This window comes from Agrobacterium sp. O3.4, from assembly GCF_041414895.1.
Taxonomy (GTDB): Bacteria; Pseudomonadota; Alphaproteobacteria; order Rhizobiales; family Rhizobiaceae; genus Agrobacterium; species Agrobacterium cucumeris.
Map to the genome: position 1 here is coordinate 1 of NZ_JALPZP010000014.1, position 15739 is coordinate 15739.

Genomic DNA, 15739 nt, shown 5'->3' on the forward strand with positions numbered 1-15739 from the left:
TTCGAACTGCATACCGGCCCCGTGGCGCAGGCCACGATCAGAGGCCTGACACACGACCGATAGAAGCAACATGCTGCAAAAGAAATCGGAAGAAAACCCTTGCAAAGTCGGGGGCATCCACACACGCCCCACCCCGATCAGTGCCACAGATCTGAAAGCTTCGTTTGGCGAGGTCAATTGCCAAAATATGCACGTTAGACATGGTCTCCTCCTTCAAATGCGCCACCCTGGCGCGGATGACATCATACGATGCCAGGCGAAGGGGCATCCACCGCATCAGTTCAGTATCGCTTCTGCCATCCTCGCGGGAATCAATCGGCGCTCCAAAACTCAGTTTAGCGGATTAGGGCAACAGTGCTTGACTAGATCGTAATATGTCTTATCAATTGCAAAAAACAAACGGGAATGACCGCATGAAATTTTTGGGAGTTACGGCATGAAAAGCCAGAATATACGAGAGTTTCAGTCCTTTCTGTCGATTCGATCGGTAGCAAAGACGTATGACGGACAAAGCTACGTCCTTCGGGATGTGGAGGCTGAAATCAAGCAGGGGGAGTTTTTTACTCTCCTCGGCCCGTCTGGTTCTGGCAAGACGACGCTTCTGATGATTATTGCGGGTTTCGAAGACGCCAGCGGTGGACGGTTGAGCTTTAAGGGCGGCGACCTGGGTTCCGTCCCAGCATATCGACGCAACTTCGGCATGGTGTTTCAGAATTATGCGCTGTTTCCGCATATGACGGTTGCGCAGAACATCGCTTATCCGCTGCGTCAGCGAGGTTTGAACCGACATGAGATCGGCGAGAAAGTTCGCGACGCGATGGCGATGGTGAAACTGGAAGCTCTTGGCGACCGCAATCCTCGGCAACTTTCCGGGGGCCAGCAACAGCGTGTAGCGCTTGCCCGCGCCCTTGTCTTTTCTCCGGAAGTTGTCTTGTTCGACGAGCCTTTGGGCGCTTTGGACCGGCGGTTACGGGAACACATGCAGTTGGAGATCCGACGTCTTCATCAAGAACTCGGCATCACGATGATCTACGTGACGCACGATCAGGAGGAAGCCTTAGTGTTGTCGGACCGGATTGCCGTGTTCAATCAAGGCAAGATCCAGCAGGTGGACCATCCGAGCGCAATCTACGAGCGACCGACCAGTTCCTTCGTCGCCAACTTTATCGGTGAAAACAACCGGTTGGATGGCGTTGTCGTGCAGATTTCCGGCAGCGAGTGCGCTGTCGACTTAAGCGACGGGACCCGTCTGATAGCGCAATGCGTGGCGGATCTTGCTCCGGGCAGGGCGACGAGCGTGGCCGTCCGCCCGGAGCAGATACGTATTTCTGCCCCAGGCGCGGCGGCAACCGCGGGGCGCAACGCGTATAAGGCGGATATCCTAGAGATGATCTACGTCGGTTCGAGAATAAGATTGCAGTGCCGGCTGGCTGGCGGCGATGTCGTTACCGCAGAAGCGCTACCAGACGACATTTCCGGGCTATCTCCGGGAATGGGCGTTGACCTCAGTTGGCGTGCAATTGATTGCCGGGCGCTGGACCCTATCGAGACTGGGATCGGTGGGGGACAGGCATGAACGCGATCAGCCTTTCGGCCAACGCCGATCAGTCCCGCGAACTTAAGACATCGTTGAGGGCGGCACAACGCCGGGTGCAATGGCGTGCCACTTTTCTAATTCTTCCGCTATTTCTGTTCATGGTGGTGGCGTTCGTGATGCCGCTCGGCATGCTGCTGTTCACGAGCGTTTACAGTCCGGAAGTGCGGGATGGTTTGCCGCGGACCACGATCGCGCTTTCCCAATGGCGCGGGAAAGAGCTTCCCGACGATGCCACCTATCAAGCTTTGGTCGACGATCTCACGCACGTCGCTAATAAGGAGGTGATGACGGCCGTCGCCGCGCTCAACCTTCGCAAATCCGGATTCCGGTCACTGCTGCTGAAAACTAAAAACACGACGCAACTGCAGTCCGTAGCCGGTACTAGGGACGATCTTGTTGCGATCGACAAACGATGGGGAGATGTATCCTACTGGCAGACAATCAGCGACATGACGGGGGCATTTACGTCCGCGCAGCTTCTCGCAACCGTGGATTTGAGCTACGGCGACAAGGGGGACATCGTAGCTGCGGATGAGGCGGTTTACGGGCCTTTGATTGCGCGCACGGTTTGGATCGCCTTTATCGTGCTCTCCTGGTGCGTGCTACTGGGCTATCCCATCTCATGGACCATCGCTCAGGTGCCGGATCGATATAAGAATCTTCTGTTGCTTCTCGTTCTCGTGCCATTGTGGACCTCATTGTTGGCACGCACCGCCGCTTGGCTTCTTCTTTTTCAGAAAGACGGAAAACTCAATGAGGTACTTGTAGGTCTTGGGATCTTCGACGCCGCTCAGCAACTGCTATACACGCGCGGTGCCGTTTATGTCGCAATGGTGCATATTATGCTGCCTCTGATGGTGCTGCCAATCTATGCCATCATGAAGACAATCGGGCCCGAGCAGGTCCGGGCGGCGAAGTCACTGGGCGCGAGTCCATCAGCGGCATTCTTCCAGGTCTATCTGCCCCAGACGCTCCCTGGTGTTACAGCCGGCAGCGTGGTCGTCTTCGTCATGTCGCTGGGTTTCTATATTACCCCAACATTGATCGGTGGCGGAAGGGACGTCATGTTGAGCACAGTGATAGCCCAATTGGCTCTGAAGAGCGCGGATTGGCCGCTCGCGAGCGCCTTGGCGCTCGTCATGCTGATCGGCGTTGCTGCGATACTCATGGCCTTCAGGATCATCTTCAAGACTAGGAGCGTGTTCAATGCTTGATCACGGCAAGGAAATCATTGGGAAAAGCGGTCGCCTCTTGGCCTGGACAGTGAGCCTCGGCGGGTTCTTGTTCTTGATTGGTCCAATTCTCTTCATTATACCGCTATCCTTTAGCAGTTCTCCAAGCTTGAAGTATCCGGTCGAGGGCTTCACGTTCGATTGGTACAGAACGGTGCTCCAGCCTCACCCTTGGATGTCGTCGCTCAAGAACAGTCTGCTGATTGCCATTCCCGTCACGCTGATATCCAGCACGCTTGGGACAGCCGCGGCTTACGGACTGCATCTTTCGAAATCCAGGTCTGTGGTTCTTTATACCGGGATATTCCTGGCTCCGCTGGTTGTGCCTTCGGTCATTATTGCCCTTGCTCTCTATTTCTTGATGTCCAAGGCAGGTCTCATCGGTACGTTCCTCGGCGTCATTATCGGCCACGTTGTGGTCTGCGTGCCCTTTGTTGTGCTGATGGTTTCCGTTTCAATCAGAAATCTCGATCCGGTGCTCGTCCGAGCCGCGCTCAATCTCGGCGCTTCTCCGTGGAATGCGTTTCGCACAATAACATTGCCACTGATCTCTCCCGGACTGGTGGCCGGAGCGCTCCTGGCGTTTATCCATTCTTTCGACGAGGTAATCCTGGCCGTGTTCCTGGCCGGGCCATCCCAATACACGCTGCCCAGGCAGCTCTTTTCGGCACTCGAGTATCAACTCGATCCGTCAGTCATCGCAGTCTCGACCCTGCTCGTATTAGTCACCGGCTTGCTATTCGGTGCTGTTGAGTGGCTCCGAGCGCGACAGCGCAGATAGATAATTTCACGTCTTATGAATTCTTGAGGCTATCTTCCGGTTAGGCTGGAAAGCCCTTGTTGCAACGAGTAAGTTGACACAAAAATAGAACGACGTATGATGATTATACCGGATCAAACGCCTCTTTTTTACAACTGATGAGGACTAATGATGAGCGCGCAATCCATGGACAATGGACGACAGAGCCCTCCGCTTAAGGGTTTTTGGTCCCAAAGCGATGAGTTGCCCGAGACAGCCGATGTCGTTGTGATTGGCGCCGGTATCGTTGGCGTCTCGCTCGCGCTTTTCTTGGCGAAGAGTGGATGTACGACTGTTCTGCTCGAGAAGGGGCGCATAGGCGGCGAGCAATCTGGGCGAAATCTCGGCTGGTGCAGGGCTAGCGGCAGGTCGGACGCAGAGACTCCCCTCGGAGTCCTAAGTATGAGCCTATGGGACGATTTTGCCACAACGCTTGAAAGCGACACCGGATTTCGGAGGTGCGGCCGCCTGTTCCTATGCAGGAGTGCTGAAGAAATTGCCGAACAGGATCGTAGAGCTGAGATCACCCGCAGGTACGGTATCTACACGGCCCGGCTCGTTTCGTCAGAGCTCAAACAATTTCTGCCGAATGCATCTCGTAGTTGGCCAGCCGCCTATTACGTGCCGGAGGACGGAAAGGCCGAGCCGGAGCTGACGGTTCCGGTCATCGCTGCGGGGGCGCAGACCGCCGGTGCAAAAGTCTATCCTTGGTGCGCGGTCCGGAAGTTGGAGATCGCGGGTGGGCGCGTTACAGGCGTAATCACCGAGAAGGGCAGGATCTCCTGCAGCAGAGCGGTGGTAACCGCCGGTGCATGGTCAAGCCTTTTTCTGCGGTCTGCGGGCCTTCGGTTGCCGATCATACAAATCGCGGCAAGCGTGCTGCGAACAGCGCCGGTCGAAGGGGCAAGCGGCCCGTGCATCGGGACAGCCGATTTCGGGTTTCGCAGCCATCTGGACGGTTCGTACAGTGTCTCGCCGTTTGGCGGCGCGGTCTCACTTACGCCTGATACGCTTCGTTTCGCTTGGAAATTTTTGCCCGCTCTCCGACAACGAGGAGGTGCGGTAAGTTTCAGGTTCGACCGGGGGGCTCGCGAGGCCTGGTTGCGGGCCATTCCGGGCAGTCGTCGACGCCAACTCTGGTACGAACAGGAACGGGAAATCGACCGTGATCCGTCCGACGGCAGGCTATCGCAGGCGTTCCAAAGCTTTCTGGAAGCGAGGCCAGACTGTGCGGGCGCATCGGTCATTCATCGATGGGCAGGGGTCATCGATGCCAGTCCGGATTCCGTGCCGACCATAGATGCCGCGCCAGAGATCACCGGACTGTGGTTTGCCACAGGATTTTCGGGACATGGGTTCGGTTTGGGGCCGGGGGCCGGACGGCTATTGGCAGACATGGTGACGGATGCAAAGCCTTCTGTCGATCCGGCGCCGTTCAGATTTAGGCGCTGAAGGTCGGAACTCAGAAATAGCTGCCCAAAGGCATCCCCGGCATTGCCGGGGGTAGGCAGTAATTAGTCCAGGCCGCGGCGGAGAGCGTCTCGAAAGCATAGGAGGCACATCACTAAACACGACTTCTAACGGCAAGGCAGTAAATCCAATGGGAACCAACAAACAAGGGAGTATGTACATGACACGCTTTGTAACGGCAATTTTGCTCGGTGGAGCCCTCGCGGGCTTCCCGGCCAACGGTTTTTCGCGAGATTTCACCGTCAACACCGCTGGCGGTGTTTATTCGGACATGCTGCACAAGCACTTCTTCGAACCCTTCGGCCAACAGAACGGCCTTTCGAAAGTGCTCGACAACAAGGGTGAAGCGCGTTGGGGCGGTCTCAAGGCGATGATTGACACCAACCAGCGTCCTTATGACGTCGTCGAAACCGAGATCTATGAGCAGATGCGCGCGTGTGACGAGGGGCTCTTCGTCAAGCTCGATTTGGTCAAACTTGGTATCGCCGACAAACTCAATCCCGACAGCATCTTCCCGTGTGGCGTTGGCGTCGGCATAACGGCCGTCACCGTTGTTTCGAGGGAAGGAACATTTCCGGAAAAGCCGAAAACTATCGAGGATTTCTTCAACCTTGCAAAATTTCCTGGAAAGCGGGGCCTCCGGGCTACGGCTCAGTTTTCCTTGGAGCTGGCCTTATTGGCGGACGGCGTCGAACCCAGCGAGCTGTACGCTGTGATGGCCACTACTGAAGGTCTGGATCGGGCGTTCGCGAAACTCGGTACGATCAAGCAACAACTGGTCTTTTGGGAATCCGGAGCCCAGTCAGTTCAGTTGTTGACTGGGGGGGATGTGGCCATGTCGACAGGCTACAGCCACCGCGTGGCGGCGGCAAACCTGAACGGCGAGAAGCTCGATATGACCTGGGACCGAGCTTTTCTCAACCATGACGCGTTCGCTATTCTAGACGGGGCAGAACACGCCGACCTCGCAGTGAAATTCCTGCAGTTTTATGCGGATCCGAAGCGTGAGGCGGAATTCATCAAGGAAATGCCGATGGGACCTGCCATGAAGGAGACGATCAACTACCTTTCGCCCGACCTGATCAAGCTTCTCCCGGTTGGTGACAACATCAAGACCGCGCTCGATGCCAGCAGTCCCGAGGCACTTGCTTTCTGGCTGGACAACGGCGACCGCATCACCAGGCGCTGGACCGCCTGGAAGACAAGCAAGTAACGCAAAAACGACCGTTGGCTGGCATCCTTGCCGGTGCCGGCCAACGCGTGATTCCGGTAATGGAGACTATCCAAATGAATGACATACCGTTTTCTCATAACCCGAGCCTCAATGCTAACGCATCGCGTTTCTGGCACCCGATGCAAAGCCCCTTTGAGCTCGCGGAACAGCCTCCTCTCGAGATCGTTGAAGGTCAGGGAGTCCACGTGGTCGATTCAAGGGGGAGACGCCTGCTGGATGCGACGGCCGGCGGATTGTCTAACGTCACACTCGGCTACAGCGCCGCTCCGATTAAGGAGGCAATTGCCAGACAACTTGAGAAGCTGCCATATTTCTCGTCATTTCGAGGGAACACGAACAAGCCCGCGGAGGAGTTAGCAGGCAAGCTGATTGACGAGTGGTTCCGTGACGACGGCATGGCGCGCGTCTTCTTCACCTCGGGAGGATCCGACGCGGTAGATACCGCCATGCGGCTCAGCAGGCAATATTGGAAGATCACGGGAGCGGGCGACCGCTACAAATTCATCGCAATGCGTAACGGATACCATGGAACTCACTTTGGTGGTGCTTCCCTCAACAGCAGGCCGGCGATTCGCCGCGCCTATGAGCCGCTTCTGGCAGGCTGCTTCCACATTCCGGTACCACTACCCTTCAGGAACCCTTTCGGGGAGGCAGATCCAGAGAGACTAACCACCCTTTGCATCTCCATGCTAGAAGAAGAGATTCAGTTCCAGGGAGGCGATACGGTAGCGGCAATCATCGTCGAACCCGTCTCCGGTGCCGGCGGCCTAGTCGTTCCTCCACCACGGTTCTGGCCCGAGCTTCGGCGCGTGTGCGACAAGTACGGCATTCTGCTAGTTGCCGACGAGGTGATTACCGGATTCGGAAGGACGGGTGACGATAGTGGATCGCGGGGATGGGGGGTCAAGCCGGACATCATGTGCTTGGCAAAGGCGATCTCGAGCGGCTATTTCCCGCTTGGCGCCGCGCTCGTCAACGACCGTATCGCCTCTGCCTTCGAGCAGGACAATGGTCCGATCGGCATCGTCGGTCACGGCTACACGTATTCAGGCTCTCCGGTTGGTTGCGCGGCTGCCATTGCGACGCTCGACATGTATAGGAACCTCGGAACCACACAGCTTTCCCGCGAAAATGGGCAAGCCTTGGTCGCCGGCCTAGAGGCTCTAAAGCCCGTCTGCCCTTGGATTGGGGATGTGCGAGGAAAGGGACTGATGGCCTGTGTCGAAATGGTTGCTGAGCCTGGAACAAATATGAACGCTAATCCGCACATGATGATGGCGATTGGCGATGCGACTGCTGAAGCCGGCGTGCTCATCCGCGTAAATGGGTCCCAGTTGCTTATAACGCCTCCGCTTATCGTCACACGAGAAGAGGTCGAAACTATCGTCGACGCCGTCCGCCAAGCGCTGGCGCAAATCTCCAACTGATCGTCCAGCTTCGCGCGGCCAAATTCTCGATCTACGAAGAGACGCCTGACAGACCTCTGAAAAACATCCCGGCACATCAGCGTCTTGCTGCAATTTTCACGTTTGGCTTTCGATGAGGCAGCAGGCGTCACGGTTCATGAAAGAAGACCCATGTCGAACACAGTAATAAACATATCGGCTCTAGATCCCAGACTCCTGATCAACGGGGAGTGGTTCGGAACAGAGGGGCGCCAGTCGACGGTCATGATCAACCCGGCTACCGGCGAGGAGATTGCGAGGCTTCCGCACGCGACCCCAGCCGATCTGGACGCCGCTCTAAATGCGGCACAGCGCGCTTACCGCCCGTGGCGAGATACACATCCTAAGGAGCGTGGTCGAATCCTCAAGAAGGCCGCAGACCTGCTGCGTGCGCGTGTGGAGGAAATTGCTCCCATAATGACGATCGAGATGGGCAAGCCCCTCGCTGAAGCCCGCATCGAAGTTGCAGCCGCCGCCGACGAGTTGGAATGGTATGCCGAAGAAGGACGCCGCGTTTATGGTCGGGTCATTCCGGGTCGAGTGGGCAACACGCGCTTTCAGGTCGTCAGGGAGCCGGTCGGCCCGAGTGCTGCATTTGCTGCCTGGAATTTCCCGATCGTCAACGCGGTGAGAAAGGTCGGCGCATCGCTCGCCGCTGGCTGCCCCTGCATCTACAAGCCCGGCGAAGAGGTCGCTTCGAGTTCCCTCTCTGTCGCGCGTGCATTGCTAGATGCAGGTCTTCCCCCAGGCCTGATCGCCTTTGTCTTCGGCGTTCCGAGCGACATTTCGAGCTATCTGATCGCTTCACCAGTTATCCGCAAAATTTCTTTCACCGGCTCGGTCAGCGTCGGCAAACATCTCACCAAGCTCGCTGCCGAAAGCTTGAAGCGGACGACGATGGAACTTGGCGGCCACGCGCCGGTCCTCGTGTTTAAGGATGCTCCCCTCGAGCAGACGCTCGATCTCTCGGTGCAACGGAAGTTCCGCAATGCCGGGCAGGTTTGCGTATCACCGACGCGGTTTTACGTCGAGGATAGCGTTTATGACGACTTCTGCGCGGGCTTCGCTCAAAGAGCCAAGGCCATCAAGGTCGGCAACGGCTTGCAGGACGGTGTTCAGATGGGGCCGCTGGTCCATCGTCGACGACTGGAAGTCGTCGAGCGTTTCGTCCAGGACGCGGTCGCACACGGTGGCCGTATTCTGGCAGGTGGCGAGCGCATCGGTAACGAGGGGAATTTTTGGGCTCCAACGGTGATCGCCGATGTTCCTGAGACAGCAATGGCAATGAACGAGGAACCGTTCGGACCGATCGCGCTTATCAACCGCTTTTCCACCGCCGAAGAAGCGCTGGAGAAGGCCAATCGCCTGCCTTTCGGTTTGGCGGCCTATGCTTTCACCACCTCGTCATCTGCCGCAATGCGTGTCGCTGACGAATTGCAGGCCGGCATGGTAGCGATCAATTCGTTCAACGTGGCGACGCCCGAGGCGCCTTTTGGAGGGATTAAGGAAAGCGGCAACGGCTCTGAACTCGGTACTGAAGGGCTGGATGCCTACTTCGAAACGAAGATGATCAGCCTCACCTGAGGCGAACCGATCGCTGCGTCGTGTCCGCCCTATAGGACGGACACGACGCGTGGCAGAAAGACGTATGGAGTTTCGCATGGCCGCGCGTGACGCTCAATCGCCGATGCTCCCGCTGGTGGTTCCGCTAGCCTCCTGCACGTGCTGGGCCCTGCAGACCGAACTCTTCTTGCTTACTCCGAAATAAAATAGTTTTTCCTGAGTCTTTTGCGGACGTCCCACACCCCTACGAAACCCTTGGGAAGAGCAAATGAGTCCCCCGGCCCGAAAACCTGCTCATTGCCGTTGGCATCCGTCACCAGTAACTCGCCAGCAGTGATGGTGCAGTATTCGTCGTAAGGATGGCTCTTGATGGCGAAAGGGCCGGTCTCGCCTTCCCATATACCTGCCCGAACATTGTCCCTCCTGTAGAATTCTATGATGCGGATCTGTCTTCCAGAGGCGCCCTGCTGCCACTCGGCCTCGTCTAGCGCGGAATTGTCAAAAATGAGCAGCGACTGGTTATTGGCTTCCGATTTCATGAGATTGTTTTCCTTTTTTCAAATTGGAACTCGCCGGGACACATCCGGGAGTCTCTAATCATGGCGGCCGATCGGCTTTCGAGGCGATGCCGGTGCTATTCGATCAACCCGCCAGGCGGATCATGGTCGCACAACGCTCTAGCCGCAGGTGAGCGGACAGTCGCGGAGGACAACGATGTTCCTGATAAATATGATCATACGTCTGCGTAATAAGCAAGTCCGATTACGACGTTGTTTCCGGGCTACGCTTATCTAAATTCAGGTTTCCGCCAGAGTTCACGCCTATCCGGCACGACGTCGATGCGCAGCATGAATGATCCAGCGTCAGCACTTCAAGACCTAATACGCCGCCTCGCTGACCTCGACTCTTTGGCCTTCCCAAAGCGCGGTGAATCTGAATCTCTGGTGCAAACCGGAGGTCTGCGATGCGATCAGGGATTTTATTACGGGCGGATTTTGATGGAGACGATCTGCGGCGGCTGGCGCGGCAGACGAAGGATGCCGCTCAGGCGCGCCGTCTGTTGGCACTCGCCTCGATCTACGATGGAGGCTCGCGTTCCGATGCCGCGCGCCTCGGCAACGTCACGCTCCAAATTGTCCGGGACTGGGTCATGCGGTTCAACGAACACGGTCCCCAAGGCCTGATCAATGGCAAGGCTCCTGGTCCGCAGTCGCGGTTGAACGATCAGCAGCGTGCGGCCTTGGCGCAAGCAATCGAGCGTGGGCCGACACCCTATCTCGACGGCGTTGTTCGTTGGCGTCTGTGCGATCTGGCACAATGGCTTTGGGAAGAGTTTCGCGTTTCGGTGAGCGAGCAAACGTTGAGCCGTGAAGTACGGGCCATGGGCTATCGCAAGCTGGCTGTCCGGCCCAAACATCACGCGCAAGACCCTCAAGCCATTGAGGATTTTAAAAAAGCTTCCCCGCCGCAGTGGCAGAGATTGCCGCTGGAGCGGCCCGAGGAAAACGCATAGAGATTTGGTTTCAGGATGAGGCCCGTATCGGGCAAAAGAACAAGATCACCCGCCGGTGGGCCAGGCGAGGAACACGGCCTTCAGCACCGCACGATCAGCGCACAAGGTCGGCCTACATCTTCGGCGCAATCTGCCCGAAGCTCGGCAAGGCGGCGGCGCTGGTCATGCCATGGTGCGACACCTACGCAATGACCCAGCATCTGGCCGAAATCGCCCGGCACGTCGATGCCGACGCGCACGCTATCCTCATCATGGATCAGGCAGGCTGGCACATGTCCAACAATCTCGTCGTGCCCGAAAACATCACCATTCTGCCACTCCCGCCGAAATCGCCGGAGCTGAACCCGGTCGAAAACCTCTGGCATTTCATGCGCGACAACTGGTTATCAAACCGCGTGTTCAAATCATACGACGACATCGTCGATCATTGCTGCGATGCCTGGCGGAAGCTCGAAAGCCAGCCCTGGCGCATCATGTCGATCGGGCGCAGAGAATGGGCCAATGGGTTTTGATCAGTGAGGGGCCGTATAAGCCCCCGCGGTGCAGGACTCTTCACCTGCCTGGGGCCCACGACGTCGTGTCCGGATGTCGGCCTCAGTTGTCTCCACTCAGCAGCTTTGGTCGTTCGCGCGGTTAGCTATACACGACAGCAAAGCAGTAAAATTGAAACGATGTCTTATTATAAGTTGACGTGTAAAGATTGTTGCCCTATGCCAGCTGGTGGAGGAACCCAAATGAACGATGCGACGCTAACGGAACAAGGGCGGCACTGAACGACGACGAAGCGGCGGCGGCGCTGGCACAGCTCTATGCGGACTTCGCTAGCGAACACCTGATGCCTCTTTGGACCCAGATCGACGATCTAATGCCGGTACATCCAAAACCCAAGGCGGTGCCTTATATTTGGAGATGGGCCAAGCTCTATCCCTTGGCGCAGCGCTCTGGCTAACTGGTTCCCGTCGGCCGCGGCGGTGAGCGGCGGGCGATCGGTCTCGGGAATCCCGGCCTCGGCGGCCGACCCTACATCAGCCCGACCCTGTGGGCGGCGATCCAATATCTAGGACCGAAGGAAACGGCGCCCGAACATCGTCACGCTCAGAACGCCTTCCGCTTCGTCGTGAAAGGGGAGGGCGTCTGGACCGTGGTAAATGGCGACCCAGTTCACATGAGGCGCGGGGATTTCCTGCTTACCCCCGGATGGAATTTCCACGGCCACCACAACGAGACCGACAAGCCGATGGCTTGGATCGACGGCCTCGACATTCCCTTTTCGTATCAGAACGATGTTGGCTTCTTCGAATTCGGCTCGGAGCGGGTTACCGATTACGCGACGCCGAATGTTTCGCGGGGCGAGCGGCTATGGTGCCACCCTGGCCTGCGGCCCCTGTTGGGATTACAGGACACTGTAAGTTCACCGTTGATGGCCTATCGCTGGGAATATACCGATCGAGCGCTGAATGAGCAGTTGCTCCTTGAGGACGAAGGCCAGCCGGCGACTGTCGATCAGGGGCATGCGGCGGTGCGTTACGTCAACCCGACAACAGGTCGCGACGTGATGCCTACGATCCGGGCGGAGTTTCACCGCCTGCGCGCTGGCGCCGTCACACCTTCTCGCCGCGAAGTGGGCTCCAGCGTATTCCAGGTTTTCGAGGGTCGAGGTTCGGTGGTGCTGAACGGCGCCGAGCATCCGCTCGAGATCGGCGATCTTTTCGTTATTCCGTCTTGGGTGGCGTGGTCGTTGCAGGCCGAAACACAGTTCGACCTGTTCCGCTTTTCTGATGCTCCGATCATTGTAAGCTGCAGGTGCCCTTGTGACATTTCGTGGTACGACTATAGCTTTTCGCGGAGCGCCTCGTAAGGCGTCTTTCCATTGAAGGCTCCGTGCGGTCAATGGAAGTTGTAGAATTGCTCCCATTGGTCAAGTTTTGCTTCGAGATCGACGTCATCCTTGTAGCTGAGCAGCTGGTAGAATTCCTGCTGATCTGATCGGTGTGAGCGCTCGACCTTGCCATTCAACTGAGGGGTGCCTCGTCTGATATATGCGTGGCGAATGCCCTTGTCCTCGACGTGCCAGTGGAATTTGGCTTGGAATTCGTGGCCGTTGTCGGTCCTGATCTCATGGATTCGGAACGGGAACTTCTCGATGATGTGGTCGACGAAGTCGATGGCGCTAGCCTGGGTGTGTTTCTCGTAGATTTTCAGAGCCCGCACCCTTGTCGCGTCATCAATGGCAGTGAACTGGAAGCGTCGAACCTTTTCACCGCACGCCCCTTTAAAAGTCAGGAACTTGACGTCCATCTGAATGTGGTGGCCGGGAACCTGCTTGTTGTAACGCTTGGTATGGACCTTGCGTAGGCGGGTGCCGCGCGGAAGGCGGTTGACGCCATTGCGTTTCAATATTCGGGAGACGGTTGCGTCTGATACCTTGATGCCGTGATACCGCGCCAGATACCAAACGATGCGCATGGGTCCGAGATAATATTTGCTCCGGAGATGGAGAACCTTCTCTTCGATCTCGATAGGCGTTCTGTTGGCGTGCCATTTAGGAATGGGCGGGTGATTCACCAAACCGGCGTCGCCGTGTTTCCGATAGGCTTCACGCCAACGGTAGAAGCTGCTGCGACCAATCCCAAAATACCGGCAGGTCTTCGCAACATGCCCAGTCTCGTCAGCATGCCGCAGAATGCGTAGCTTGCGCTGTATCTCGCGCTGATCCTTGTTCATGTGCATCTCCATCGTCCCAGAATTGGGAAGCTAATGGAAATGTCCCGCGAGTACCGACATATCTACAGGCTGTCGATGGCACCCGCCGTTGGCGAAGCCTCCTTCCCCTCCAGCTCCCGCGCCTCCATGACGAGGTGATGATTGATCCGTGACCAAAGGCCCATGGCCCGCCATTCATAAAAATACCGCTGCACCGTCGAACTGGGCGGAAAGTCCTTCGGCAGCATCCGCCACTGACAACCTGTCGACGCAATATAAAGAAGCGCGTTCACAACCTCGCGTAGATCGGTCTTGCGCGGCCGACCCAAACGCCGGGGAGCAGGCATGAAAGCCGCAACAAAATCCCATTCGCGATCCGTGACATCGCTTGCATATCGGGCCGTATGACGAACATAATTCTGCCGGGTGGTTTCAGTCCAAGCCATCGTGCTCTCCATCGAATCTTCGCAAATCCGATGAAATCACAACTGACTGAAATCACTCACATATTTTTGGGTCAGCCTCTCAGAGAGTTGCTGACTGCCCGCCGCGCTTTGGTCAAAGATCAGGTGACCGCGAAGACGCGGCTTGCTACTGCACGGAACCCGCTCGTGCGAGAACAGCTTGGCCGCCGCATTGAGGACATCGGTGCCGATATTCAAGCGCTTGATGAGGTCATTGCGCAGATCGCCAGGCAGCGAGGCACCCTTGAAGAGCGCATCCGCCGATTGATGACCATTCCGGGGATTGGTCGTCTGACCGCAACCACCATGCTGATCGACATGCCGGAGCTTGGGCACCTCGAGGGCAAGAAGATCACCGCTCTCGCCGGACTTGCGCCAATGACGCAGCAATCTGGAAAGTGGCAGGGCAAGGAGCGGATTACCGGCGGACGGTCATCCATTCGGCGCGCGATCTACATGCCCGCACTTGTCGCCATCCGTTTCAACCGAGACCTCCACGACAAGTATCAGCAGTTGCTAAAGGCCGGCAAAGCGAAGAAAGTCGCCATTACCGCCATCATGCGGCGCATCATCGTTCTTGCAAATACTTTGCTGCGTGAGAGGCGAGATTGGCTGCCTGATCGCCCTTGACCAAGACGGATACTCGACCGCCGGTCGAAGTGATGGTGGGTTTCATTGACGCTCATCGGGGCGCGCACGGGGTCGAGCCGATCTGCAGCCTTCTGCCGATTGCCCCGTCCACATATTACGATCATCTGGCGAGACGATCTGATCCGACACGGCTGTCAGTTCGTGCGCGCCGGGACGAAGCGTTACGTCCCGAGATCCGGCGCATCTTCGAGGAGAACTATCAGGTCTATGGGGTGCGCAAGGTTTGGCGGCAGTTGCGTCGCGAGGGCTTTTACGTTGCCCGCTGCACCGTTGGCAGATTGATGAAGGTCATGGGCATTCAAGGTATTATCAGAGGCAAGCCGCACAAGACGACGATCCCGGACAAAAAGCAGCCTTGCCCGATGGACAAGGTTAACCGCCAGTTCCAGGTGCCGGCGCCGAACATGCTATGGGTCAGCGATTTCACCTATGTCGCCACCTGGAGGGGCTTCGCTTATGTCGCCTTCGTCATCGACGCCTATGCCCGCAAGATTGTCGGCTGGCGCGTCAGCACCACGGCTCATGCGGGGTTCGTTCTCGACGCACTGGAACAGGCGGTTCACGACAGGCGTCCAGCAAAAGGTATGGGGCTGGTTCATCACAGCGACAGGGGTGCGCAATACCTGTCCATTCGCTACAGTGAGCGGCTCGCAGAAGCCGGGATCGAACCCTCGGTGGGCAGCGTTGGCGACAGCTATGACTGGCCGAAACAATCAACGGCCTTTTCAAGGCAGAGGTCATTCACCGGCGCGGACCATGGCGGAGCTTCGAAGCCGTCGAATATGCCACGCTGGAATGGGTCGACTGGTTTAACAACCGCCGCCTGCTCGAGCCAATCGGGAACATCCCGCCAGCCCAGGCAGAGGAGAACTTCTATGCAGCTCTGGAAACTGAAGCCATGGCCGCGTAACTAACCGTAATTAGCCTCCGGCAAACCCGGCGCGTGTGTGGATGCCCCCGACTTTGCAAGGGTTTTCTTCCGATTTCTTTTGCAGCATGTTGCTTCTATCGGTCGTGTGTCAGGCCTCTGATCGTGGCCTGCGCCACGGGGCCGGTATGCAGTTCGAA

12 protein-coding genes, 2 pseudogenes and 1 other annotated feature are annotated in these 15739 nt (G+C 57.3%); of the genes and pseudogenes, 11 read left to right on the forward strand and 3 right to left on the reverse strand.

What is annotated here, in order from left to right; translation table 11 throughout:
- Positions 1-436: 436 nt before the first annotated feature.
- From M0412_RS26100 to M0412_RS26130, 7 genes are all read left to right on the forward strand, one after another.
- Positions 437-1576: an ABC transporter ATP-binding protein gene (locus tag M0412_RS26100; protein ID WP_269704243.1), complete on the forward strand. Its 1140-nt coding sequence runs from the start codon at positions 437-439 to the stop codon at positions 1574-1576.
- Complete coding sequence (locus M0412_RS26105) at positions 1573-2811, forward strand: ABC transporter permease (protein ID WP_269704240.1); 1239 nt, start codon at positions 1573-1575, stop codon at positions 2809-2811. Before M0412_RS26100 ends, M0412_RS26105 begins: the two co-directional genes overlap by 4 nt.
- Entirely contained in the window at positions 2804-3610 is an 807-nt protein-coding gene (locus M0412_RS26110; protein WP_269704238.1) for an ABC transporter permease, read from the forward strand. Before M0412_RS26105 ends, M0412_RS26110 begins: the two co-directional genes overlap by 8 nt.
- 165 nt (positions 3611-3775) lie before the next feature.
- Entirely contained in the window at positions 3776-5080 is a 1305-nt protein-coding gene (locus tag M0412_RS26115; RefSeq protein WP_269704251.1) for an FAD-binding oxidoreductase, read from the forward strand.
- 178 nt (positions 5081-5258) lie between these two features.
- Positions 5259-6311: an extracellular solute-binding protein gene (locus M0412_RS26120; RefSeq protein ID WP_269704236.1), complete on the forward strand. Its 1053-nt coding sequence runs from the start codon at positions 5259-5261 to the stop codon at positions 6309-6311.
- Positions 6312-6385: 74 nt separating this feature from the next.
- Positions 6386-7759 (forward strand): aminotransferase class III-fold pyridoxal phosphate-dependent enzyme, encoded by a 1374-nt coding sequence (locus M0412_RS26125; protein WP_269704234.1) that lies wholly within the window; start codon positions 6386-6388, stop codon positions 7757-7759.
- Between the two features lie 150 nt (positions 7760-7909).
- The gene (locus M0412_RS26130) at positions 7910-9361 is read left to right on the forward strand and encodes an NAD-dependent succinate-semialdehyde dehydrogenase (protein ID WP_269704233.1); all 1452 of its coding nucleotides are present in this window, start codon (positions 7910-7912) and stop codon (positions 9359-9361) included.
- 170 nt (positions 9362-9531) lie between these two features.
- Here the strand turns inward: M0412_RS26130 and M0412_RS26135 are convergent, their stop codons facing one another.
- The gene (locus M0412_RS26135) at positions 9532-9879 is read right to left on the reverse strand and encodes a cupin domain-containing protein (RefSeq protein ID WP_269704231.1); all 348 of its coding nucleotides are present in this window, start codon (positions 9877-9879) and stop codon (positions 9532-9534) included.
- A 425-nt stretch (positions 9880-10304) separates the two neighbouring features.
- Between M0412_RS26135 and M0412_RS26140 the strand changes: the two genes are divergently transcribed.
- Positions 10305-11365, forward strand: a protein-coding gene (locus M0412_RS26140; RefSeq protein ID WP_371338345.1) for an IS630 family transposase whose coding sequence is annotated in 2 segments (ribosomal slippage) — positions 10305-10823 and positions 10826-11365 — 1059 coding nt in all. Because the reading frame shifts where the segments join, the coding sequence is not laid out codon by codon here.
- Between the two features lie 536 nt (positions 11366-11901).
- Positions 11902-12711, forward strand: a complete 810-nt coding sequence (locus M0412_RS26145) for a cupin domain-containing protein (RefSeq protein WP_269704249.1) — start codon at positions 11902-11904, stop codon at positions 12709-12711.
- Positions 12712-12740: 29 nt separating this feature from the next.
- Here M0412_RS26145 and M0412_RS26150 read toward each other — a convergent pair whose 3' ends face one another.
- Both M0412_RS26150 and M0412_RS26155 read right to left on the reverse strand, forming a co-directional pair.
- On the reverse strand, positions 12741-13577 hold the full coding sequence (locus tag M0412_RS26150; protein ID WP_283159214.1) for an IS481 family transposase: 837 nt from the start codon (positions 13575-13577) through the stop codon (positions 12741-12743).
- Between the two features lie 68 nt (positions 13578-13645).
- Positions 13646-14002 (reverse strand): annotated as a pseudogene (locus tag M0412_RS26155) (transposase); the annotation flags it as partial.
- Positions 14003-14032: 30 nt separating this feature from the next.
- On the opposite strand from M0412_RS26155, the gene M0412_RS26160 reads away from it, so the two are divergent.
- Entirely contained in the window at positions 14033-14650 is a 618-nt protein-coding gene (locus M0412_RS26160; protein ID WP_269704333.1) for a transposase, read from the forward strand.
- Positions 14642-14757, forward strand: a sequence feature (AL1L pseudoknot). (Overlaps the previous gene by 9 nt.)
- Positions 14665-15581: pseudogene (locus M0412_RS26165) on the forward strand (IS3 family transposase); the annotation flags it as partial. (Overlaps the previous feature by 93 nt.)
- Positions 15582-15739: the final 158 nt, after the last annotated feature.